The 21,246-nt window shown below is 66.5% G+C and carries 15 protein-coding genes; 10 read left to right on the forward strand and 5 right to left on the reverse strand.

Annotation, left to right across the window (positions count from 1 at the left end):
* Positions 1-179: 179 nt before the first annotated feature.
* Genes pflB through THSYN_RS11645 form a run of 3 tightly spaced genes read left to right on the forward strand, consistent with a single transcriptional unit; the run spans position 180 to position 3,547 of the window.
* Complete coding sequence (gene pflB, locus THSYN_RS11635) at positions 180-2,498, forward strand: formate C-acetyltransferase (protein ID WP_100919289.1); 2,319 nt, start codon at positions 180-182, stop codon at positions 2,496-2,498.
* Complete coding sequence (gene pflA, locus THSYN_RS11640) at positions 2,482-3,285, forward strand: pyruvate formate-lyase-activating protein (RefSeq protein WP_100919290.1); 804 nt, start codon at positions 2,482-2,484, stop codon at positions 3,283-3,285. Before pflB ends, pflA begins: the two co-directional genes overlap by 17 nt.
* A 13-nt stretch (positions 3,286-3,298) precedes the next feature.
* On the forward strand, positions 3,299-3,547 hold the full coding sequence (locus THSYN_RS11645; RefSeq protein ID WP_100919291.1) for a hypothetical protein: 249 nt from the start codon (positions 3,299-3,301) through the stop codon (positions 3,545-3,547).
* A 65-nt stretch (positions 3,548-3,612) separates the two neighbouring features.
* Here the strand turns inward: THSYN_RS11645 and THSYN_RS36650 are convergent, their stop codons facing one another.
* From THSYN_RS36650 to thiC, 4 genes are all read right to left on the reverse strand, one after another.
* Positions 3,613-4,026: a nucleotidyltransferase domain-containing protein gene (locus THSYN_RS36650; RefSeq protein WP_335582504.1), complete on the reverse strand. Its 414-nt coding sequence runs from the start codon at positions 4,024-4,026 to the stop codon at positions 3,613-3,615.
* Entirely contained in the window at positions 3,908-4,387 is a 480-nt protein-coding gene (locus THSYN_RS11655) for a HEPN domain-containing protein (RefSeq protein ID WP_216644736.1), read from the reverse strand. Before THSYN_RS11655 ends, THSYN_RS36650 begins: the two co-directional genes overlap by 119 nt.
* 217 nt (positions 4,388-4,604) lie before the next feature.
* Positions 4,605-5,177: a Uma2 family endonuclease gene (locus THSYN_RS11660; RefSeq protein WP_100919293.1), complete on the reverse strand. Its 573-nt coding sequence runs from the start codon at positions 5,175-5,177 to the stop codon at positions 4,605-4,607.
* Positions 5,178-5,460: 283 nt separating this feature from the next.
* The gene (gene thiC, locus THSYN_RS11665; protein WP_100919294.1) at positions 5,461-7,353 is read right to left on the reverse strand and encodes a phosphomethylpyrimidine synthase ThiC; all 1,893 of its coding nucleotides are present in this window, start codon (positions 7,351-7,353) and stop codon (positions 5,461-5,463) included.
* Positions 7,354-7,820: 467 nt separating this feature from the next.
* Here thiC and THSYN_RS11670 point away from each other — a divergent pair, with 467 nt between their 5' ends.
* On the forward strand, positions 7,821-9,917 hold the full coding sequence (locus THSYN_RS11670) for an EAL domain-containing response regulator (protein ID WP_100919295.1): 2,097 nt from the start codon (positions 7,821-7,823) through the stop codon (positions 9,915-9,917).
* Positions 9,918-10,083: 166 nt separating this feature from the next.
* Here the strand turns inward: THSYN_RS11670 and THSYN_RS11675 are convergent, their stop codons facing one another.
* Positions 10,084-10,989: a lytic transglycosylase domain-containing protein gene (locus THSYN_RS11675; protein WP_100919296.1), complete on the reverse strand. Its 906-nt coding sequence runs from the start codon at positions 10,987-10,989 to the stop codon at positions 10,084-10,086.
* Positions 10,990-11,264: 275 nt separating this feature from the next.
* On the opposite strand from THSYN_RS11675, the gene THSYN_RS11680 reads away from it, so the two are divergent.
* The 6 genes from THSYN_RS11680 (at position 11,265) to THSYN_RS11705 (ending at position 21,057) form a co-directional block, all read left to right on the forward strand.
* Positions 11,265-14,900 carry a class I SAM-dependent DNA methyltransferase gene (locus THSYN_RS11680; protein ID WP_100919297.1) on the forward strand — a complete coding sequence of 1,212 codons (3,636 nt, stop codon included), beginning with the start codon at positions 11,265-11,267 and terminating at the stop codon, positions 14,898-14,900.
* 216 nt (positions 14,901-15,116) lie between these two features.
* The gene (locus THSYN_RS11685; protein WP_100919298.1) at positions 15,117-15,785 is read left to right on the forward strand and encodes a response regulator; all 669 of its coding nucleotides are present in this window, start codon (positions 15,117-15,119) and stop codon (positions 15,783-15,785) included.
* Positions 15,782-17,149, forward strand: coding sequence for an ATP-binding protein (locus tag THSYN_RS11690; protein ID WP_100919299.1), 1,368 nt, complete (start codon positions 15,782-15,784; stop codon positions 17,147-17,149). The genes THSYN_RS11685 and THSYN_RS11690 overlap by 4 nt, the downstream gene beginning before the upstream one ends.
* Before the next feature lie 188 nt (positions 17,150-17,337).
* Positions 17,338-17,787: a hydrogenase expression/formation C-terminal domain-containing protein gene (locus THSYN_RS11695; protein ID WP_100919300.1), complete on the forward strand. Its 450-nt coding sequence runs from the start codon at positions 17,338-17,340 to the stop codon at positions 17,785-17,787.
* Positions 17,788-18,026: 239 nt separating this feature from the next.
* On the forward strand, positions 18,027-19,007 hold the full coding sequence (locus THSYN_RS11700) for a hydrogenase small subunit (RefSeq protein WP_236848941.1): 981 nt from the start codon (positions 18,027-18,029) through the stop codon (positions 19,005-19,007).
* A 73-nt stretch (positions 19,008-19,080) separates the two neighbouring features.
* Positions 19,081-21,057, forward strand: a complete 1,977-nt coding sequence (locus THSYN_RS11705) for a nickel-dependent hydrogenase large subunit (protein ID WP_100919301.1) — start codon at positions 19,081-19,083, stop codon at positions 21,055-21,057.
* The last annotated feature ends 189 nt before the right edge of the window (positions 21,058-21,246 follow it).

The following is a 21,246-nucleotide window of genomic DNA, read 5'->3' on the forward strand; positions in this document are numbered from 1 at the left end:
CGAACGACCATTTTCTGCCGCCCGCCGGTCCTGCGAATACCAACCAGAAACCGGACAGCAATCGACTACCCCGGCCCGGGGAAGGCTGTTTCCGCTGCGGCGGGCGCTGTTGCCCCGTCGACGGTCTGCCTGTCCCGCGGCCTCGCGATCCAACAACAAAGAGAGAAGAGGAACCACCGATGACCACCCGTGATTTCCAGAATGCCGCCCTTGCCCGCGGCGATCAAACCTGGGGCCAAGGCAACACGCCCGAGGAGTCCTGGGACGGTTTCACCGCCGGACCCTGGCAGCACGAGATCGACGTGCGCGACTTCATCATCCGTAATGTCACGCCCTACACCGGCGATCACGCCTTTCTCGCCGGCGCCTCCAAGGCGACCAAGGCACTGTGGGCGCGGGTCATGGAACTGCGCAAGGCGGAATTCGAGAAGGGCGGGGTGCTCGATGCCGACACCAAGGTCCCGTCCGACCTGATGTCGCATGACGCGGGCTATATCGACTCCGCGCTTGAGTCCATCGTCGGCCTCCAGACCGACAAGCCGCTCAAGCGGGCCATCATGCCGGTCGGTGGGGTAAAGATGGTGGTCGACGGCCTCAAGGCCTACGGCTACAAGATCGACCCCTCGATCCAGGAGATCTTCGGGCGCTATCGCAAGTCCCACAACCAGGGCGTGTTCGACGCCTATACCTCCGAGATGCGTGCGGTGCGCAAGTCCGGCATCATCACCGGTCTGCCGGACGCCTATGGCCGCGGCCGGATCATCGGCGATTACCGCCGTGTCGCCCTCTACGGTGTGGATCGCCTGATCGCCGAGCGCGAGGAGCAGAAAGACACCTCGGACAAGGCCCGCATGGCTGAGGAGGTGATCCGCGAGCGTGAGGAACTGAGTGACCAGATCCGGGCTCTGAAAGACCTGAAGGGAATGGCGGCCAAGTACGGCTACGACATTTCCGGGCCGGCCAATACCGCCCAAGAGGCCATCCAGTGGCTGTATTTCGGCTATCTTGGCGCGATCAAGGAGCAGAACGGCGCCGCCATGTCGCTGGGGCGCACCTCGACCTTCCTCGACATCTATGTGGAGCGGGATCTGGCGGCACATCGCATCACCGAGGCTGAGGCGCAGGCCCTGTTCGACCAGTTCGTGATCAAGCTGCGGCTGGTGAAGTTCCTACGCACCCCGGACTATGACGCACTGTTCTCTGGCGATCCGACCTGGGTCACCGAGTCCATCGGCGGCATGTGCGCGGACGGCCGCACCCTGGTGACCAAGTCGTCCTTCCGCTTCCTGCACACGCTCGATACTCTGGGGGCCGCGCCGGAGCCGAACCTGACCGTGCTCTGGTCCCATGCGCTGCCGCAGGGCTTCAAGGACTTCTGCGCCCTGACCTCCATCCGCACCTCGTCCATTCAGTACGAGAACGACGACCTCATGCGCGGCTTCTGGGGCGATGACTACGGCATCGCCTGCTGTGTGTCGCCCATGCGCATCGGCAAGCAGATGCAGTTCTTCGGTGCCCGCGCCAACCTCGCCAAGTGCATGCTCTATGCCCTGAACGGCGGGCGCGACGAATTGTCCGGCGAACAGATCGGGCCCGCCCTGGAACCGATCTCCTCCGACGTGCTGGACTACGACGAGGTGATATCGCACTTCCTGCCGATGATGGACTGGCTGGCCCGCACCTATGTCGGCGCGCTCAACGTCATCCATTATATGCATGACAAGTATTCCTACGAGCGCCTGGAGATGGCGCTGCACGACAAGGAGGTCCTGCGCACGCTGGCCTGCGGGATGGCGGGCCTGTCCGTGGTGGCCGACTCCCTGGCGGCGATCAAATACGCCAAGGTGACGGCGGTGCGCGACGAGAATGGTCTGGCCCAGGACTTCATCATCGAGGGTGATCCGCCGCGCTTCGGTAACAATGACGAGCGGGTGGACTCGATCGCCCGGTGGTTGACCGAGGCCTTCATGGAGAAGCTCAAGAAGATCCCGGCCTACCGCAACGCCATGCATACCCAGTCGATCCTGACCATCACTTCCAATGTGGTGTATGGCAAGAAGACCGGGGCGACACCGGACGGGCGCAAGAAGGGTGAGCCCTTTGCACCGGGTGCCAACCCGATGAGCGGGCGTGACATGAAGGGCGCTCTGGCCTCCATGTCGTCGGTGGCCAAGCTCGATTACCGCCATGCCCAGGACGGGATTTCCTACACCTTCTCGATCATCCCCAGCGCGCTCGGGCGCACGGAAGGCGACCGGGTGGCCAATCTCACCGGCTTGCTGGACACCTATTTCGGCCTGAACCCGCACAGCAACGGCGCCCAGCACATCAATGTCAATGTGCTGGAGCGCGAGGCCCTCCTGGATGCCATGGAGCACCCGGAGAAGTATCCCCAACTCACCATCCGGGTGTCGGGATACGCGGTCAACTTCGTCAGGCTGACGCGCGAGCAACAGCTCGACGTCATCAACCGCACCTTCCATGGCTGCTGTGCCTGATCCGAGTGCGGTGGACGGTTACGTCCACTCCGTGGAGACCGCCGGGACCCTGGATGGTCCCGGCGTGCGCTTTGTGGTGTTCGTGGCCGGCTGTCGGCTGACCTGCTCCTATTGCCATAACCCGGACGCCACCAAGCTCAGCAATGGCAAGCTGACCTCCAGCGCGGCACTGTTGGCGGAGATCGCGCAATACAAACCCTATCTCGTTCACACCCGCGGCGGTGTGACCATCAGCGGCGGTGAGCCGCTGGTGCAGCCGGCCTTCACCGAGGCGCTGCTCAAGGGCTGCAAGAAGATGGGACTGCACACGGCGATCGACACCAGCGGCTACGGCGGTATGCGTGCGCCGGATTCACTGCTGGACCATACGAACCTGGTCCTGCTCGACATCAAGTCCGGGCTGCCCGCCCTCTATCAGCGCGTCACCGGCGCCGGCCTGCAACCCACACTCGACTTCGCCCGCCGCCTGGAGGCGCGGCGGCTGCCGGTCTGGGTGCGTTTCGTGCTGGTCCCGGGGCTGACCGACGGTGAGGACAACATCCGCGCCGTCGCGAAGATCGTCGCCGGCCTCTCCAATGTCGAGCGGGTGGAGGTGCTGCCGTTCCACAAGATGGGCGAGCACAAATGGGACGACATGGGGATGACCTATACGCTCAAGGACACGCCGACCCCCACCCGGGAGCAGGCCGAGCGTGCCACTGACATCTTCCGCGAATACGGATTGGACCAGGTGCTGCGGGGCACGACCGCGGCGCTGCCGGCGGTCTTGGACCGGGTCGGAGGCTGAAGAGTGCAAGACCATGACCTATGACGACTGGAACATCCAACGCGAGGGTCGTGCCTGGAGCCGGGAGGAGATCGAGTCGCGCTATTTTGAACGGACCCCGGAGAAGATCGAGCTGATCGACGGCCGACTGTTCTGGAGTGACGAGGACCGGATCAACCTGCTCGGCTGCCTGTTGGAGAACCTGGGTGCCGACGCGGCGGTGCGGCTGGGCGATCCGCAGGTCTGGCGGGAGGCGGTTGCTGCCCTCGGCGCGGCGTCCTGACAGCAGCCAGATGGTGTCGATCAGTCAAGGCGCGGCCGTCGCTCAACCTGATGTCGCATGGAAGCTCAGATCCAGACCGTTTCCGCCGTAACGGTGGTGAAGAAGCGCCCGCCCTCCTGTTCAAGGCGCGCCCACTCACTTTCGGTGTAGACGAGAATCTCTGCCGGGACCGGTAGCGGGTCCAGGTCCCAATCCATGGCCCTTTGCCCGAATGGACGCTTGCCATGGGACACCAGTGCAATCAGGTCCAGGTCACTGCCCACACCCCAATTGCCCCGGGCATAGGAGCCGAAATACCCTAGCTTTTTAAGCTCAGGGTGCAGTGCCCGCTGCGTTTCCGCCCAACGGCGTGCCGCGGCGTCAACCGCCGCGCGGTTCGGCCATCGCAGCACGGACGAATCCAAGGATCTCACTGGCATAGCGAATAGCGTCTCCACTTTGAAGGGGGCCATAGTGCTCGACGGGGGCGCCCTCCGCATGGCCGTTGGCATAACGGGTGGCGATATAGAAATTGTCGAGGACCCGGCCCTTGTCGACCAACTCGGCCGGGACTTCAACGGGAAGGTCACGGAGCAGGCGGGCAATGACCTGCCCCCATGACTCCTGCCCCAGCGACAGGTGCAATGCCTTGACCGCCTTCTCCCCCGCCTGCTGGGCGGCGAAACAGGCCCATTCGTGGCGTCCCTCGCTGGTGCAAGGCGATGGCTTCGATCCGATACGGTTGGCGCATCGACGGTCTCCGGTGGCGTGCTGTCTCGTCAGGTGCGCATGGGCGCGCCGGGCTTGGTGAAATCGGGTGCGCCAAGCATAGCGCGTCTGGCCCGCGAGAGGTGGTTGCACCCCACGGCCGGGGGCCGATGCTTTACGTGAAAGTCGCGCAGCGACGCTGTGGGAGCGGCTTCAGCCGCGATGGGCCAAGCGGTAAGGTAGCATCGGAGTTCGTCGCGGCGCCGCATCGCGGCCGGAGACCGCTCCCACAAGGCACTTTCACATCCCGCGGTGACGGACGAGCTTTCATGGCCATTAGCCGGGATAGGGTTGTAGGGTACAGGTTCTTTCACCACAGATTGGAGATGTCGATCCGGAGGGACTCTAAGCCGGGAATAGGCAGGGTGAGGTCGGCAATCTGCTCGGATGCCGCGTAACCCGTCGAACCCGGTCCGCGAAAGCGCTGGAGCGTGCGGGCCTTCACATCCAGCAACCAGACCTCGGGGATGCCGACCCGGGCATAGCGGCCGAGTTTGACGTCCCGGTCGAAGCGCAGCGTGGTGTCGGCGACCTCGATCAGCAGCAGGACGTCCCCTGGCCGGGGATGGCGCAGGCGATACTTGGATGCGGGCGGGGTGACCAGGGCCAGATCCGGCTGCGGCTCGTCGTGGCGGCCCAGGTGGATCGGGTTCTGCACGCGTACGATCGCCGCGTCGCCTACCGCACGCTCCAGCGTTCGCTGGACCTCGGTCACGGTACTCGCATGGGGTGCCCCAATCGGCGGCATTTCGATGACCTCCCCGTCGATCAGTTCGACCCGTGCGTCGGGCGCGAGGATGCCGACCTCGGCCATGCGGTAATAGTCCGCGACCGTGTAGCGGTGGCGGCGTATGGGGGTCAGGTTCGCGGCGGTGCTGGTCATTGCTCGATACCTCAGCCTTTGCTTGTGGTCTCACGCGGCGGCCTTGATCGTCGTCGCGGCCGGCGCGCGCGGTCCGCACAGCGGACCCGACGGGATGGCGCCGCGCCCGTAGGGTCCGCTGTGCGGACCAGCGACCTCGTCCCGACCGAAGTGGCCGGAACGATGATCGAGGCCCACGCGGCGATGCTTGCGGCGCAGCGCCAACGATGGGTTTCGCTGCGCTCTATCCATCCTACGGGATGACTTGGCCGGTCTCTGGAGCGCTGTCACGCGGGTGGTAAAATCAGACCTCCTGGTAGATCCTGGCCCCCTCCTGCACGAATTCCTGCGCCTTCTCCTTCATCCCCTCGGCAATGGCGATCTCCAGGTCATCGAGGCGATGCTTCTCAGCATAGTCACGCACGTCCTGGGTGATACGCATGGCGCAGAAATGGGGGCCGCACATGCTGCAGAAGTGGGCCACCTTGTGCGACTCGTGGGGCATGGTCTGGTCGTGGAATTCGCGTGCCCGCTCGGGGTCGAGCGAGAGATTGAACTGGTCGTCCCAGCGGAATTCAAAGCGCGCCTTGGACAGTGCATTGTCGCGCACCTGGGCGCCGGGCAGGCCCTTGGCGAGATCCGCCGCGTGGGCGGCGATCTTGTACGTCACGATGCCGTCGCGCACGTCCTCTTTGGTCGGCAGTCCCAGATGCTCCTTGGGCGTCACATAGCAGAGCATGGCGGTGCCGTACCAGCCGATGTTGGCGGCGCCGATACCGGAGGTGATATGGTCATAGGCGGGGGCGATGTCGGTGATGAGCGGCCCCAGGGTATAGAAGGGGGCCTCGAAGCAGTCGGCCAACTCCTTGTCCATGTTCTCTTTGATCATCTGCAAGGGGACATGGCCGGGGCCCTCGATCATGACCTGCACATCGTGCTGCCAGGCAATCCGCGTCAGATCGCCCAGCGTCTCCAATTCGGCGAACTGAGCCGCGTCGTTGGCGTCGGCGATGGAGCCGGGGCGCAGTCCGTCGCCCAGGCTGAAGGCGACGTCATAGGCCTTGAGGATCTCGCAGGTCTCCTCGAAATGGGTATAGAGGAAGTTCTCCTGGTGATGGGCCAGGCACCACTTGGCCATGATGGAGCCGCCGCGCGAGACGATGCCGGTCAGGCGATCGGCGGTGAGCGGGACATAGCGCAACAGGACCCCGGCATGAATGGTGAAGTAGTCCACCCCCTGCTCGGCCTGCTCGATCAGCGTATCGCGGAAGAGCTCCCAGGTGAGTTCCTCCGGGCGGCCCTCGACCTTCTCCAGGGCCTGATAAATAGGCACGGTGCCGATGGGCATCGGGGCATTGCGCAGGATCCACTCGCGGGTCTCATGGATGTTCTTGCCGGTGGAGAGATCCATCAGGGTGTCGCCGCCCCAGCGGGCCGACCAGACCATCTTCTCCACCTCGTCGGCGATGGATGAGGTGACCGCCGAGTTGCCGATGTTGGTGTTGATCTTCACCCGGAAATTGCGCCCGATGATCATGGGCTCCAGTTCCGGGTGATTGATATTGGCCGGGATGATGGCCCGGCCGCGGGCGACCTCGTCGCGCACGAAGGCGGGCGTGATCGTTTCCGGCAGGGCGGCACCGAATGACTGGCCGCGGTGTTGGCGCAGGAGTCGGGCGTAGCGGGGGTCGCGGCGCAGTTCGTCCAGGCGCAGATTCTCGCGGATGGCGCAATATTCCATCTCGGGGGTGACGATCCCGGCGCGGGCATAGTGCAGTTGGGTGACATTCTGTCCAGCGGCGGCGCGGCGCGGGGTGCGCAGGTGCTCGAAGCGCAGGTGGTTGAGCGCCGCGTCGTCCTGGCGGCGGCGGCCGAAGTGCGAACTGGGCGCGGCGAGTTGCTCGGTGTCGCCGCGCTCCGTGATCCAGGGGGTGCGCAGGGCCGGCAGACCGGCCAGCAGGTCGATCGGCACCCCGGGGTCGGTATAGGGTCCGGAGGTGTCGTAGAGGAAGACCGGCGGGTTCTCCTCGTCCGCCTGGGTGCCGTGGGTGGCGGTCAGGGTGACCTCGCGCATGGGTACCTGCACGTCGGGCCGCGACCCCTGGACATAGACCTTGCGGGAGTTGGGGAAGGGCTGGGTAACCTCGTTCGACAGCCGGGTCGTCTGCTGGATGAATTCGTTCGCAATTGCGCTCATGGGTGTCCTCGAGGGGCAGGCGGGCGCGTGCCGGCGCCGGTTCTGTGTATCATCGAAGCCGCTGCCGGGGCGGCGCTTGGTCGCGGGTGGCGGGCCGGAAGGCAGTGACGAACGCACCGCGGGGCCGCAGGCACTGCGGGTGATCCGGCGGGGTTCGCCTGCCTTCCTGCGCCGGCATGATCCGGGTCAGGTTCACATAGGGACTCTCTCAGTCCGACCTCGGTCGGACATCACCAGGAGGTTCGGCGCGACGAACCTAACCAAATGCCCGGCGGATTTCAACTGCGGCGTCCCGCCCCGGGGCTTGCGGATGTGACCGGCGGACGAGCAAGGGGCTTGGATTCGCGCTACCTTACACAATTGTGGACGCAAGCAGTTTCCCGCGGGGCGCCCCCGTCGGCCCGTGACCGCCCGTGCCGGGTCGGCCCGCGGGCAATCGGTCAGCCAAATAACTAGAGATTCGCCAGATGTTCAATCCGTCTACCCACGCGGCGCCGAACAACCGGGTCTACTACCTGGGCGCCGATTCGGTCCTGGGCCTGGACCTGGGCTCGATCCTCAACCAGAAGGGCCTGAAACTCCAGATCTTCGAGTCACCGGACGCCCTCGTTGGCGCGGCCCGGCAGGCCTCCCCTGCGGTCCTGATCCTGGAGTTGGGGCGGCTGCCGCCCGGCACCGCGCTGGAGTCCTTCATCCAGGCCCTGATGCGGGAGGCCGTGCCCCGCCCGGAACTCCTGTGTATCGCCGCGGCGGACGACATCGAGACCCGCCTGCAGGCCCGGCGCGCGGGCGCCCAGGGCCTCTACATGGCCCCGGTCACGGCCGCGGACCTGGCCCAGAAGGTGATTCAGATCAGTGGTATCGGCAGTGCCGAGCGCTACCGGGTGCTGGTGGTGGAGGATGATCCCGCCCAGGCGAAATATGTCGCCCTGTTGCTGCGTAACTCGGGGCTGGAACCGCGCGTGTTGGGGGAGCCGCTCAAAGTCCTGGAGGCCATCCGCGACTTCCGCCCGGACCTGGTGCTGATGGATCTCTATATGCCCGGTGCCAACGGGGATGAACTCACCGCGATCATCCGTGACCAGGACGAGTTTTTCGACCTGCCCATCATCTTTCTCTCCTCCGAGCGCGATCTCGACAAGCAGATGGACGCCCTGCGCCTGGGCGGTGACAGCTTCATCGCCAAGCCGGTGCAGCGCAAGCTGCTGATCGAGTCCATCGACCACCGCATCCGCATGAGCCGCTGGCTGCGCGAGCGCCGCCAGGCGGTCAATCGGCGCGATGCGGCCACCGGCCTGCTCCAGAAGGACCTCTTTCTGCGCCAACTGGACCGCTGTGTCCGCAGCCCCAGTCCGCCGGGGGACGGCTGCGGTCTGTTGCAGATTGAGATCGACTCACCCCAGGAGACCCTGGATCGGCTGGGGGTCGAGGGGACCGAGCGGCTGCTGCGCCAATTGGAACTGCGCCTGTGCAAGCACATGACCTCGGAGGAGAGTGCCACCCGCCTCGGGGATTTCAGCTACGCCCTGCTCGCCCGGCGCGACGATACCCGGGCGCTCACCGAGTTGGCGGAGCGGCTGCGCGGCTCGCTCATCGATCCGGGGGCGCCGGGCGAACCCCCGGGCGAGGCGGCGGCCGGGGTCGCCGCCGGGACCACCCTCAGTATTGGGATCGGACTCTTTTCGCCCCCGGCGGATGATGCCGTCACCATGATCTCCCGCGGCCAGAAGGCAGCCATGGTGGCGCGCCTGGACGGGGGTAACCGGTCGCGCCGCTGGGCGCCGGCCGTGGCGATCGGGCCGGCGCTCGATGAGGATGCCCAGATCCGCGCCCTGCTGGAGGACGCGATTCCCCACCGGGGGCTGATGCTCCTGTTCCAGCCCATCGTCTGTCTGGGTCAGGAGGCCGGGGAACTCTACGAGGCGCAGTTGCGCCTGCGCGCCCCGGACGGCGAGCACATACCGCCCAATGACTTCCTGCCGGTGGCGGAGCGCTGCGGGCTCATGCCGGCCATCGACCGGTGGGTGATCCAGCAGGCCCTGGACGTGATGGACATCCAGCGGGTGGTCCACCCGCGGTTGCGCCTGCTGGTCCACCAGGCGGTGGCCTCGGTCGCCGCCCCCCATTGGCTCCCGTGGTTCCGTGACCAGATCGTCCAGCGCAATCTGGTGCGGCTGCGGCCCTTGCTGGAGTTTCAGATCGCCGACGTCTGCCATGACGTGGAGCTGTCCAAGGCGCTGATGGTCAATCTGCGTAAGTACGGCATCCAGGTCTGCATCGCCAATTGCGCCGGCACCCCGGCCGAGGTGCAACTGCTGGCGGAGCTGGCGGTGAACCTCGCCAAGCTCTCCTTCCACACCCTGACCAATACCGAACAGGGCGAATTGAGCGGGATCGTGCGCGGCTTGCGCGATCAGGGCATCGCCGTGATCGCCGCCGGCATCGAGGACCCGGAGACCGTCGGGCGGGTGTGGAATTGCCGGCCCGACTTCCTGCAGGGCAATTATCTGCAGATGCCGAGTACCGAGCTGAGCTTTGACTTTACGAAGGCGGATTATTTATGAAGGGATAGGTAACGAGTCAAGAACAAGTGAAACACAATCGTTGTCGTTGTCGTTGTCGTAATCCGAGAAGCGATGCGATTCGGCATGCGAGGGAATCCGGGGCACTACGATAACCTCGATTACGACAACGACAACGACAACGACGCGATGAGCATTCCCTAACCGCTCAGTTGATCCGCGCGATGATGTGACTCACATAGGCGCGGGTCTCGGCGTAGGGCGGGATGCCGCCGTGGCGCTCTACGGCCCCCTCGCCGGCGTTGTAACCGGCCAGGGCGAGTTGCACATCACCCTTGAAGCGGGCCAGCAGCCAGCGCAGATAGGCCATGCCCCCGCGCAGGTTCTGCTCCGGGTCCCAGGCGTCCCGGACCCCGAAGCGCTCCGCGGTCGCGGGGATGAGCTGCATCAGCCCCTGGGCATTCTTGGGCGACAGGGCGCGCGGGTTGAAATTGGATTCCGCCTCGATGAGGGCCAGGACCAACTCCGGGTCCAATTGGTATTGGGGGGCCAGCTTGCGCACCAGTGAGGCCACCTGGCCCTTGGCCGGATGTGGACGGGAGGCGAAGCGCGCGGCCGGGGGCAGGGGCGGGTCGAGCAGACATTCGGTTTCACGCTTGGTCTTGCCCTCCACCTTCAGGACCTTGAGCAGGCGTAGCGCGATCACATCGCGCTTGCCCGCCGCCGCCTGGAACCAGGCTGCCGCCAGGTCCTGATCGCGGTAGATGCCGCGTCCGAAGGCGTAGATCTGACCGAGCCGTACCGCCGCCTGCGTCTCCCCCTTGGCCGCCGCCTTGCAATAGAGCTGCACGGCTTTGCGGGTGTTCTGGGTGACCCCGTCGCCGTTTTCATAGCGGGCGGCGGCGGCCACGAGTTGGTTCGGGGAGCGGGCGCGCAGCGCCAGGTCAAATGCCGGGTCCTTGTCCTGCTCGCCGACGTTCGTTTTTGCGAATGCCGGTCCGAGCGCCGGGGCCGACCCCGGGGCGGCGAGGGGCGCCGCGCCCGCGATGGCGATCAGCAGGGCCGCCAACAGGCGCGCCCAGGGTCTGCGGCGGGGATGGATTGGGGTGTGCATGGGCCTCTATTTGACCACAATTCATGATCATCTGGTCGGCTGTTGGTCGGTCGGTCTGACACGCGTGGCTGCGCGTGAAGTCTGATGCAAGTGTGCCCGGTTGCCAAGCGGGTCCGGGCGCAAGACCCCTGGTCGAACCCGAGAGGGTTGGTCGATCCGCCGCGCCCCGGTTATTATCCATCGCCACTGGGCAGCGTCTCGGCCGCAGCGCTGACCAAGGCCGCAGCCACCGACCAACCCCGTTCCCCATCCCCCGCGCCCCGAGAGCCCCGCCCATGGAAGACACCCCGCTGCCGCCCGCCCTAGACGACCCAGCCCCCGGCGACGGCCTCGCCCCTGAACTGATCGACGCCTTCATCGCCCGCTGGTCCGCCGCCACCGGCACCGAGCGGGCCAACTACCAGCTCTTCCTGACCGAGCTGTGCACCCTGCTCGGCCTGCCCCAGCCGGACCCGGCGCGCGGCGACACCCAGGAGAACGCCTACTGCTTCGAGCACCGGGTCATCTTCCAGCACGGCGACGGCACCCAGAGCCAGGGCTTCATCGACCTCTATCGGCGCGCCTGCTATGTGCTGGAGTGCAAACAGACCGGCCTGACACTCGACACCGGCGGCTGGGACAAGGCCATGCTGCGCGCCCACGGCCAGGCGGTGCAGTATGTGCGCGCCCTGCCGCCGCCCGAGGGCCGCCCGCCCTTCGTCGTGGTGGTCGACGTGGGGCGCAGCATCGAACTCTACAGCGAGTTCAGCCGCAGCGGCGGGGCCTACATCCCCTACCCGGACCCGCGCTCGCACCGCATCCGTCTGGAGGATCTCCGCCGCCCTGAGATCCGCGCTCGGCTCCGCGCCCTCTGGCTCGATCCTCTGAGCCTCGACCCCAGCCGCCACGCCGCCCGCGTCACCCGCGACATCGCCGCCCGGCTGGCGCGCCTCGCCCTCTCGCTGGAGGCCGCCGGCCACCCGCCGCAGGTCACCGCCGCCTTCCTCATCCGCTGCCTCTTCACCCTGTTTGCCGAGGACATCGGGCTGCTCCCGCACCAGGGCTTCACCGACCTGCTGCGCTCGGTGCGGGCCGACCCCGCGCAATTCGTCCCGCTCACCGAACACCTGTGGCGGGACATGAACGCGGGCGCCGCCTTCTCCATCATCCTGCGCGAGCGGGTGCCGCGCTTCAACGGCGGGCTCTTCGCCCAGGGCCAGGCCCTGCCGCTCGACCGCGACCAGCTCGATCTCCTGATCGACGCGGGCAAGGCCGACTGGCGCCAGGTCGAGCCCGCCATCTTCGGCACCCTGCTGGAGCGCGCCCTGGACCCGCGCGAGCGCCACCAGCTCGGCGCCCATTACACCCCCCGTTCATACGTCGAGCGCCTGGTCCTGCCCACCGTGATCAATCCCCTGCGCGATGAATGGACCGCGGTCCACGGCGCCGCCTTCATCCTGCACGAACAGGGCAAGGACCAGGAGGCCGTCAAACTGGTCAGCGCCTTCCAGGTCCGCCTGGCCAACATCCGGGTCCTCGACCCCGCCTGCGGCTCCGGCAACTTTCTCTACGTGACGCTGGAACACTTGAAACGCCTGGAGGGCGAGGTCCTGGACACCCTGGAATCGCTCGGTGAGCGCCAACTGCTCATGGCCATGGAGGGCATCAGCGTCGACCCCCACCAACTGCTCGGCCTGGAGCTCAACCCCCGCGCCGCCGCCATCGCCGAGACGGTCCTGTGGATCGGCTACCTGCAATGGCACTTCCGGACCCACGGCGCCGTGAACCCGCCGGAGCCCGTGATCCGCGACTTCCGCAACATCCAGTGCCGCGACGCGGTGCTCGACTCTGACCGCATGGAGTGGGTCACCGACGCGGCCGGGCGCCCGGTTACGCGCTGGGACGGGCGCACCTTCAAGCCCCACCCGGTTACCGGGGAGGCGGTCCCGGACGAGAGCGCCCAGGTGCCGCAGGAGCGCTATGTCAACCCGCGGCGGGCGGTGTGGCCGGCGGCGGATTTTGTGGTGGGGAATCCGCCCTTCATCGGTGCCGGCCCGATGCGCCGCACCCTGGGCGACGGCTATGTCGAGGCCCTGCGCGGCGTCTGGTCCACGGTCCCGGAGTCGGCCGATTACGTCATGTACTGGTGGGAACAGGCCGCCGAGCTGACCCGCACCGGGGCCCTGCGGCGCTTCGGCTTCATCACCACCAACAGCCTGCGCCAGACCTTCAACCGGCGGGTGCTGGAGCGGCACCTCACTGCCGCCCAACCCCTGTCGCTGATCTATGCCGTCCCGGACCACCCCTGGGTGGACACGGCCGACGGGGCCGCGGTGCGCATCGGCATGACCGTAGGGGAGGCGGGCGACTGGCCCGGGGTGATCGACAAGGTAGTGGCCGAGCGCAGCGGCCGGGGCGAGGGGCTGGACGTGGATCTTGAGCGTAGCGAAGGGGTGATCCATGCGGACCTGACGATTGGGGCGAACGTGGCCGCGGCGGTAGCGTTGCGGGCAAATCGGGATATCAGCAACCCTGGGGTCAAACTCCACGGTGCCGGGTTCATCGTCACTCCGGATGAAGCCGCCAACTTGGGCTTAGGGCGGGTGCCTGGTCTGGATCGCCACATCCGTGCCTACTTGAACGGCCGCGATCTGACGCAGACCTCGCGTGGCGTCATGGTGATCGACCTGTTCGATCTGAGTGCGGAGGAGGTCCGATCGCGCTTTCCGGAGGTCTATCAGCGCGTACTGGAGCGAGTGAAACCCGAGCGAGACCAAAACAAGCGCCAAAGTAGAAAGGACAATTGGTGGCTCTTCGGTGAGACCAATCCGAAATTGCGCTGGCAACTCGCCGGCCTGTCCCGCTACATCGCCACCGTCGAAACTGCCAAACACCGCACCTTCGTCTTCCTGGATCAGGGCATCCTGCCCGACAACAAGCTGATCGCCATCGCCCTGGACGACGCCTGGACCCTGGGCGTCCTCTCCAGCCGGGTCCATGGCCTCTGGGCGCTGGCGGCCGGCAGTCACCTGGGCGTCGGCAATGACCCCGTCTACGTCAAGACCCGCTGCTTCGAGACCTTTCCTTTTCCGGCCCCAGCGGGGCCGGAAAAGGGACTTATCCGCCAGTTGGCCGAGGCCCTGGACGCCCACCGCAAGGCGCGCCAGGCGCTGCACCCGAATCTCACCATGACCGGCATGTACAACGTGCTGGAGCAACTGCGCCGCGGTGAGCCCTTGGGGGCGAAAGACCGGCAGGTCCACGAACAGGGCCTGGTCTCGGTACTGCGCCAGCTCCACGACGAACTCGACGCGGCCGTCCTCGCCGCCTACGGCTGGGCGGACCTGACCGCCGCGCTGCTCGCCGGGTCCGCCGTGCGGACCTCGCCGGGCGGGACGGGGCATGCGCCCCGTCCCGAACGTTCGGAGACGGGCACCGACCCGCTGGACCAGCGGTTTGACGCGGCATCCGAAACGTTGCGGACGGGGCGAATGCCCCGTCCGGCCCAGGGTATGGCCCGTCCAGCCCAGGGAGGCGCTGACCGCGTCGAGGCGCTGATCCTGGAACGCCTGGCGGCCCTGAACGCCGAGCGCGCGGCCGAGGAGCGCCGCGGCCTGATCCGCTGGCTGCGCCCGGCCTTACAGAACCCCGGCGGGCAGGCCGACGACGACGGCACCGTCCAGGGCGAGGCGCCACTCGGACTCGCCGCCCCCACCGCGAGCGGCCCCAAGCCCGATTGGCCCAAGACCCTGCCCGAGCAGTTCCAGGCCCTGCGTGCCGCACTCGCCGCCCGCCCCGGCCCGGGGAGCCCCGCGGACCTGGCCCAGGGCTTCACCCGCGCGCCGCGGGCCCGGGTCGCCGAACTCCTTGATACACTGGCGAGCCTCGGCCACGCCCGCCGCCTGGAGGACGGACGCTACCTCCCCGGGTAGCGTCGCGTCCTCAAACCAGGGCGTCGGCGTTCCGCCAGGCCGCGCGACGCCGGCGCCCGGGGCCGGAAGACAGCCGTAGGGCGCGGGGTTCGTAAAGTCGGCAAGTATGTCGCGACGGTGCTGACTGAACGCTGACAGTCGGCGTCAGACAGCGTTCAGGGGCCTGCGGCTAGAGTGGCGCCATTTTCGTTGTCGTTGTCGTGATCGAGGTTATCGATGCGCGTCCTGATCGTCGAGGATGATCCACTGCTGGGGCCCGGGCTCAAGACCGGTCTCGCTCAGGACGGCTTTGCCGCGGACTGGGTGCAGGCCGCCGAACCCGCCCTGCACGCCCTGAGTCTGGAGCACTTCGACGTGCTGGTCCTGGACCTGGGGCTGCCGGGGCGCGATGGGCTATCGCTCTTGCGTGAACTGCGGCGCGCGGGCTCGGTCCTGCCGATCCTGATCCTCACGGCGCGCGATGCGCTGGCGGACAAGGTCGGCGGGCTGGACGCGGGGGCAGACGACTATCTGGTCAAGCCCTTCGATCTGGACGAATTGAGTGCGCGGCTGCGGGCGCTGGTGCGCCGCAGCGGCGGTCACCCGGCGCCGCTGCTGTGCGCCGGCGACCTCACCCTGGATCTCGCGCAGCGTGCTGCGACCCAGGGCGGGCAACCGTTGACCCTCTCGCCGCGGGAGTTCGCCCTGCTGGAGGTCTTGATGACGACCCCTGACCGGGTCGTGGCGCGCACCCGGCTCGACGCCTCCACCTGCGGTTGGCATGGCGACAGCGAGGGCAATTCACTGGAGGTCCATATCCACAACCTGCGCCGCAAGCTTGGGCCCGGGCGCATCCTGACGGTGCGCGGCGTCGGTTACCGATTGGTCTGCGACCCGGTGCCGTGACCTCGATCCGGCGGCGCCTGCTGCTGTCACTGTTCGGCCTTTGGATCACCGTCTGGGCCGCGGTGGCCCTGACCACGCTGGATCGCTCCGGCCATGAGGTCGGCGAGCTCATGGATGCCCAGATGGCCCAACTCGCCCGGGTCCTGCGCGAGATCAGCCTGACCGACCCCCAACCCGCGGCGAAGGCGACCCCGCAGGCCCTGTCGGCGGTGGGTCATCCCTATGAGAGCAAGCTCAGTTACCAGCGCTGGCTGGGCGACCGGCTGGTGGCCAGCTTTGGTGTAGCGCCGGTCACACCCCTGGCGGCGACCATCGGATTCTCGGACCAAGAGTTCGGGGGCGCGCGCTGGCGGGTCTTCGGACTGCCCGGCAACGCCCCCGACGAGGTCCTTTTTGTGGCACAAAGCGATACGATCAGGGAGGAACTGATCCACTTCCTGACCATCCAGGCCCTGAAACCCATCCTGTGGTCGCTCCCGGTCAGCGTGCTCCTGATGTGGCTCGCGGTGGGCGAGGGCCTGCGTCCGCTGTACCGGCTCGCCCGCAGCATCGGGCGCCGCTCGGCGGAGCGGCTGGAGCCGATCGACGGGGACGGCGTCCCGGCCGAGATCCGCCCCCTGACTGCGGCGCTGAATGACCTGATGGAGCGGCTGGATCAGGCCCTGGCGGCAGAGCGGCGCTTTGCCGCCGATGCCTCCCACGAACTGCGTACGCCCTTTGCAATCATCCGCACCTACGCCCAGATCGCCCGGCGCAGCGGCGATCCCGCCGAGCGCCAGGCGGCCCTCGACAACCTGATCCGCGGCGTCGATCGTGCCAGCCGGTTGATCTCCCAACTCTTGATCCTGGCCCGCCTCCAGGGCGAACCGCGCGCGACCGGGCGGGGCGTCGCTTCGCTGGTGCGGGCGGCGGCGCGGGTGGTGGCGGACTGGCAGACCGACGCCCAGGCCGCGGCGCTGACCTTGACCGCCGCGGCGGCGGAGGGCGAGCCCGGCGTGGTCGCGGTCCCCGCGGCGGCACTGGGTATCCTGATCGGCAACCTGGTCGAGAACGGACTCAAGTACACGCCGCCTGGGGGCTGGGTCCAGGTGGCGATCGGGTCGGGTCGGGGGAGTGTGGCGCTGCGGGTGACTGATTCCGGCCCCGGGATCCCGGCGGCCGACCGCGAACGGGTCTTCGACCGCTTCTACCGCCCCCCCGGCCAGGCCCAGCCCGGCTCGGGTCTCGGGCTCGCCATCGTGCGGCGCATCTGCGATCTGTACGGACTGCGGATCGAGATCCGCGACGGGGCCGACGGGGTGGGCCTCAGTGTCCTGGTCATCTTCCCTGAGCCCAGCGGCAGTCCCAAGGCGCATCCACCCTAGCCCTGGGTCCGCCATCTGCCGGATGAAAGATCGGAAGTGTGAGGTACGTCACGTTTCCGCTGCCCATCCCTTAAGGCTTTCTTAAGCCGCCGAAGCGTACATTATCTCCGACCAACGGACCGAGCACCACCGCTTCGCGTGGCTACGGCACCGATGGTCTTTGCCCGAGAATCAGCGATCCAAATCCCATGACCAGTCTAAGCGACATTCCGGTACTCGCCCCGCGCGGCGAGCCGCTGCCCGGTGAATCCCCAGTCGTCAGCGCAGTATTGAATCAGGTGATGGAGTTGCTCGCGCAATTCCTCGCCTCAGGAACGGCTGCCGCCCTTGACTTGAGGAGGGTGCCGCGGATGGACGCGGCGACCTACCAGCAGCTCAAGGACGCCTTGTCCACGGGCGAGGTGACCGCAACGGTCGCGGCCGACGTCAGGGTCGAAATCAGTGAGACGCAATACCCCGGTGTCTGGTGGGTGACGCACCGCAACGAGCGGGGCGACATCGTGACCGAACTGATTGAGGTGACGGAGGTTCCGGCCATTCTGAAGTCCCATGTCGCCGATATGCGCGCCGGTCTGCAGCGGCTCGAGCAGGCACTCGCCCTGCCGTCATCGCGCGAAGGCACGCCGGCGCCGGCGTGAGGTGCGCTCCGACGCCGGCCGGGCAGGCCCGCGCCGGAGCGCCTTCGAGTAAGCACAGGGCGCGGGCGGCATCGCCAACGCGGCGCCAACTACAAGCTGAGGAGATATCCCCCATGAGTAGCGAATTACCGAACCGGTTGGATCACATCCAGGCCCCGACGGATGACGGCGCTGCCGTCACCTTCGACGAGGCAACCGCAACCCGGCTGCTCGCCCTCGGTATCAGCCGGCGGCGCTTCATGTCTTACTGTGCGGGCCTGGCCTCGCTGCTGGCCCTGCCGCAAGCGATGGTGCCGCGACTGGCGCAGGCGGCTACCTCCACGACCTTACCGTCAGTGGTTTACATGTCGTTTCAGGAGTGCACGGGTTGTCTGGAGTCCATGGTCAACTCCTTCGCCTTTGGCGGCGGCACGACGATCGACAACCTGATTCTGAACATGATTTCGCTGGACTATCAGGAAACGCTGATGGCGGCGGCGGGCGATCAGGCGGAGGACCTGCTGCTTTCACTCACCGACAAGACCGGCTATGTCCTGGTCGTGGATGGTTCCATCCCGGCCGACGGCGATAGCGGCTATTTCATCAGCGGCGAGCGCAGTGGTGTCGCCCGCTTCGAGGCGGCGGCGCAGAATGCCGCTCTGATCGTCGCGGTCGGGACCTGTGCGAGTTTCGGCGGCCTGCCCAAGGCCAACCCTAACCCCACCGGCGCCATGTCGATCGGCGATTTGATGAACGATCTGGGCATCTCCAAGCCATTGGTCAACGTCTCCGGCTGCCCCCCGATCCCGGAGGTGATTACCGGCGTCATTCTGTATTATCTGAGTAAGGGGATGCCGCAGCTCGATAGCCTGCAACGGCCGACGGTGTTTTACGGCGAAACCGTTCATGACGGCTGCTATCGCATGTCATCCTTCATGGAAGGTCCGCTCGCGCAGGCCTTCGACGACAGCAACTCACGCAAGGGCAAATGCCTGTATCAGCTCGGCTGCAAAGGCATCGTCACGCATAACGCCTGCGCGAGCGTGCGCTGGAATCAGGGCACCAGTTTCCCGATGATGAGCGGGCATGGCTGCATCGGATGTTCAGAGCCGGATTTTTGGGATCGTCTCAACGCGAAGAATCAGAAGGGCTTCTATGTTCCGATCACCACCGGGTCTGGTCATAGTCGCGGCCTGCCATGCGAGGTCTGTCACGCGGACGGCGACGATTACGACGATTAATGCCGGCACCGGGGCAATCCGTCGCCTATCCCCGCGGGTAGGCGAATAGCTACAAGAGGCTGGGAGAACGCGAATGGCTACTACACCGAACGTCATCATCGACCCCGTAACCCGCATCGAGGGTCATTTACGAATTCAAGCGCACGCCGTGCCGGACGGCAATGGCGGCGGGACTATCACCGACCCTGGACTCAGTGCCAGCACGATGGTGCGTGGCGTGGAGAAGATCCTCCAGGGCCGCGATCCGCGGGACGCCTGGGCCTTCACCCAGCGCATCTGCGGCGTCTGTACCGTGGTACATGGCTTGACCTCGGTGCGCGCGGTGGAAAGCGCGATCGGCATCAAGGTGTCCAAGAATGCGGACTACATCCGCAACATGATGATCGGGGCCCAGTATGTGCATGATCACGTCATGCATTTCTACCATCTCCACGCGCTGGATTGGGTGGATGTCGTGAGCGCGTTGAAGGCCGACCCAACCGGTACCGCCGCGCTGGCCAGGCTCAACAATCCCAGCTACAAGCCCAACGCCGGTCAACTCCCCACTGCCGCGTATTTTCAGGGCGTACTGACCAAGCTGAACGGTCTCGTTACCCGCGGCCAGCTCGGCATCTTCGCCAATGGTTACTGGGGTCACTCCGCGTACAAATTGACCCCGAACGAGAACCTGTTGCTCGTCTCTCACTACCTCGAGGCGCTGGCCTGGGCGCGGGAGGTGGTGAAACTGCATACGGTTTTCGGCGGTAAGGATCCCCACCCCAACCTGGTGGTGGGCGGTATGCCCTGCACCCTCAGCAGCAACACCGGTACGGTCAATGAGGACCGGGGCGGGACCTCGCTCAACACCGCGGGGTTGGCGACCATCAGGACGGCGACGGCGGTCATGAAGGCCTTCGTCGATCAGGTCTATCTCCCGGACGTGGTCTTGCTGGCGAAGCGGTACAAGGCGTGGGCCAACTACGGCGCCACCGCCGGGAATTTCCTGTGTTTCGGCGAGTTCCCGGACCCGGCATTGGTAAGAACGGAATTCACCGACGGCGCGATCGACTATCCCGCAGGGTATGTGTTCCCAGTCGGCGTCATCTGGGCGAACGCGCCGACGGTGCTGGCCCCCTTCGATGAGAAGAAGGTCACCGAGAATGTCGCCCATGCCTGGTATCTGGGATCGGTGAGCGGTGAGCATCCGTACGTCGGCAAGACCGATCTGTACTATGACGGGCCCCTGCCGGATCAGGGGAAGAGGCCTGACGGCACTTCCTATTACATGCTTGACGAAGAGGCCAGGTACTCCTGGATCAAGTCGCCCCGCTACGACGGTCAGCCGATGGAAGTCGGTCCGCTCGCGCACATCCTGACGATGCACGCACGGGGCGCCACCACCAAGGCCCAGCCTACGGACAAGCTGGTCCGTGCCTATGTAACGAAATTCTGGACCAATCCGGAGGCACAGGGCGGATTGGGGCTGACCTTCGGTCAACTCAATTCGACCCTGGGGCGAATCTTCTCCCGGATGCTGGAGACCAAGATCATCGCCGATCAGATCGCCGGCCGGGCCGCCGATAAGGCGTCGGGCACCGCGGCCTATGCGGGTTGGTATCAGCTCTATTACAACAACAAGTCCGGTCCTTACTGGAATCCCAACACTTTCACACGCCTCAAGGCGCCGAAGTCGTGGCCCGTGAAGGCCGGTTTAGGCTCCGGCTTTGGTTTCGGTTTCACCGAGGCGCCGCGCGGGGCCCTGGGTCACTGGGTGAAACTCAACGCGGTGTCAGGCCTGATCGACAACTACCAGTGCGTCGTTGCCAGTCAGTGGAACGCCGGGCCGCGTGATATCGGCGGTGAGCCCGGACCTTACGAGACGGCTTTGGCCGGGCATGTCCTCGCCAACCTCGAAAAGCCGCTGGAGGTGTTGCGGACCATTCACAGCTTCGACCCCTGCATCGGCTGCGCCGTCCATATCGTCGACCCGGACGGCGAGCCGCTGGTGCAGATCGATGTCAACCACTCCGCGCGCTCGGCAGTCTGCGCGCCGAGCGGCGCTTGCGGCTGAAGATCCGCGTTGCGCGGGTGATGACCGCCGGCGCCTGGCGGTCGAGGTGCGGGCGGTGGCCTGAACGCCCCCTGGTAGCGCCGCCCCCCGCACAACTGGAGGCCGACGCTTCAGCGGGCGGCCCTCCCGCTAAAGCGTCGACCTCCGGTGTCGCGGTCACGCCCGCCGCCTGGAGGACGGACGCTAGTA

Source organism: Candidatus Thiodictyon syntrophicum, assembly GCF_002813775.1.
Classification (GTDB): domain Bacteria; phylum Pseudomonadota; class Gammaproteobacteria; order Chromatiales; family Chromatiaceae; genus Thiodictyon; species Thiodictyon syntrophicum.

Coding starts and splice junctions, on each gene's coding strand:
- pflB (WP_100919289.1), top strand. CDS start 180: ATGACCACCCGTGATTTCCAGAATGCCGCCCTTGCCCGCGGCGATCAA.
- pflA (WP_100919290.1), top strand. CDS start 2,482: ATGGCTGCTGTGCCTGATCCGAGTGCGGTGGACGGTTACGTCCACTCC.
- THSYN_RS11645 (WP_100919291.1), top strand. CDS start 3,299: ATGACCTATGACGACTGGAACATCCAACGCGAGGGTCGTGCCTGGAGC.
- THSYN_RS36650 (WP_335582504.1), bottom strand. CDS start 4,026: ATGCGGAGGGCGCCCCCGTCGAGCACTATGGCCCCCTTCAAAGTGGAG.
- THSYN_RS11660 (WP_100919293.1), bottom strand. CDS start 5,177: ATGACCAGCACCGCCGCGAACCTGACCCCCATACGCCGCCACCGCTAC.
- thiC (WP_100919294.1), bottom strand. CDS start 7,353: ATGAGCGCAATTGCGAACGAATTCATCCAGCAGACGACCCGGCTGTCG.
- THSYN_RS11670 (WP_100919295.1), top strand. CDS start 7,821: ATGTTCAATCCGTCTACCCACGCGGCGCCGAACAACCGGGTCTACTAC.
- THSYN_RS11675 (WP_100919296.1), bottom strand. CDS start 10,989: ATGCACACCCCAATCCATCCCCGCCGCAGACCCTGGGCGCGCCTGTTG.
- THSYN_RS11680 (WP_100919297.1), top strand. CDS start 11,265: ATGGAAGACACCCCGCTGCCGCCCGCCCTAGACGACCCAGCCCCCGGC.
- THSYN_RS11685 (WP_100919298.1), top strand. CDS start 15,117: ATGCGCGTCCTGATCGTCGAGGATGATCCACTGCTGGGGCCCGGGCTC.
- THSYN_RS11695 (WP_100919300.1), top strand. CDS start 17,338: ATGACCAGTCTAAGCGACATTCCGGTACTCGCCCCGCGCGGCGAGCCG.
- THSYN_RS11700 (WP_236848941.1), top strand. CDS start 18,027: ATGTCTTACTGTGCGGGCCTGGCCTCGCTGCTGGCCCTGCCGCAAGCG.
- THSYN_RS11705 (WP_100919301.1), top strand. CDS start 19,081: ATGGCTACTACACCGAACGTCATCATCGACCCCGTAACCCGCATCGAG.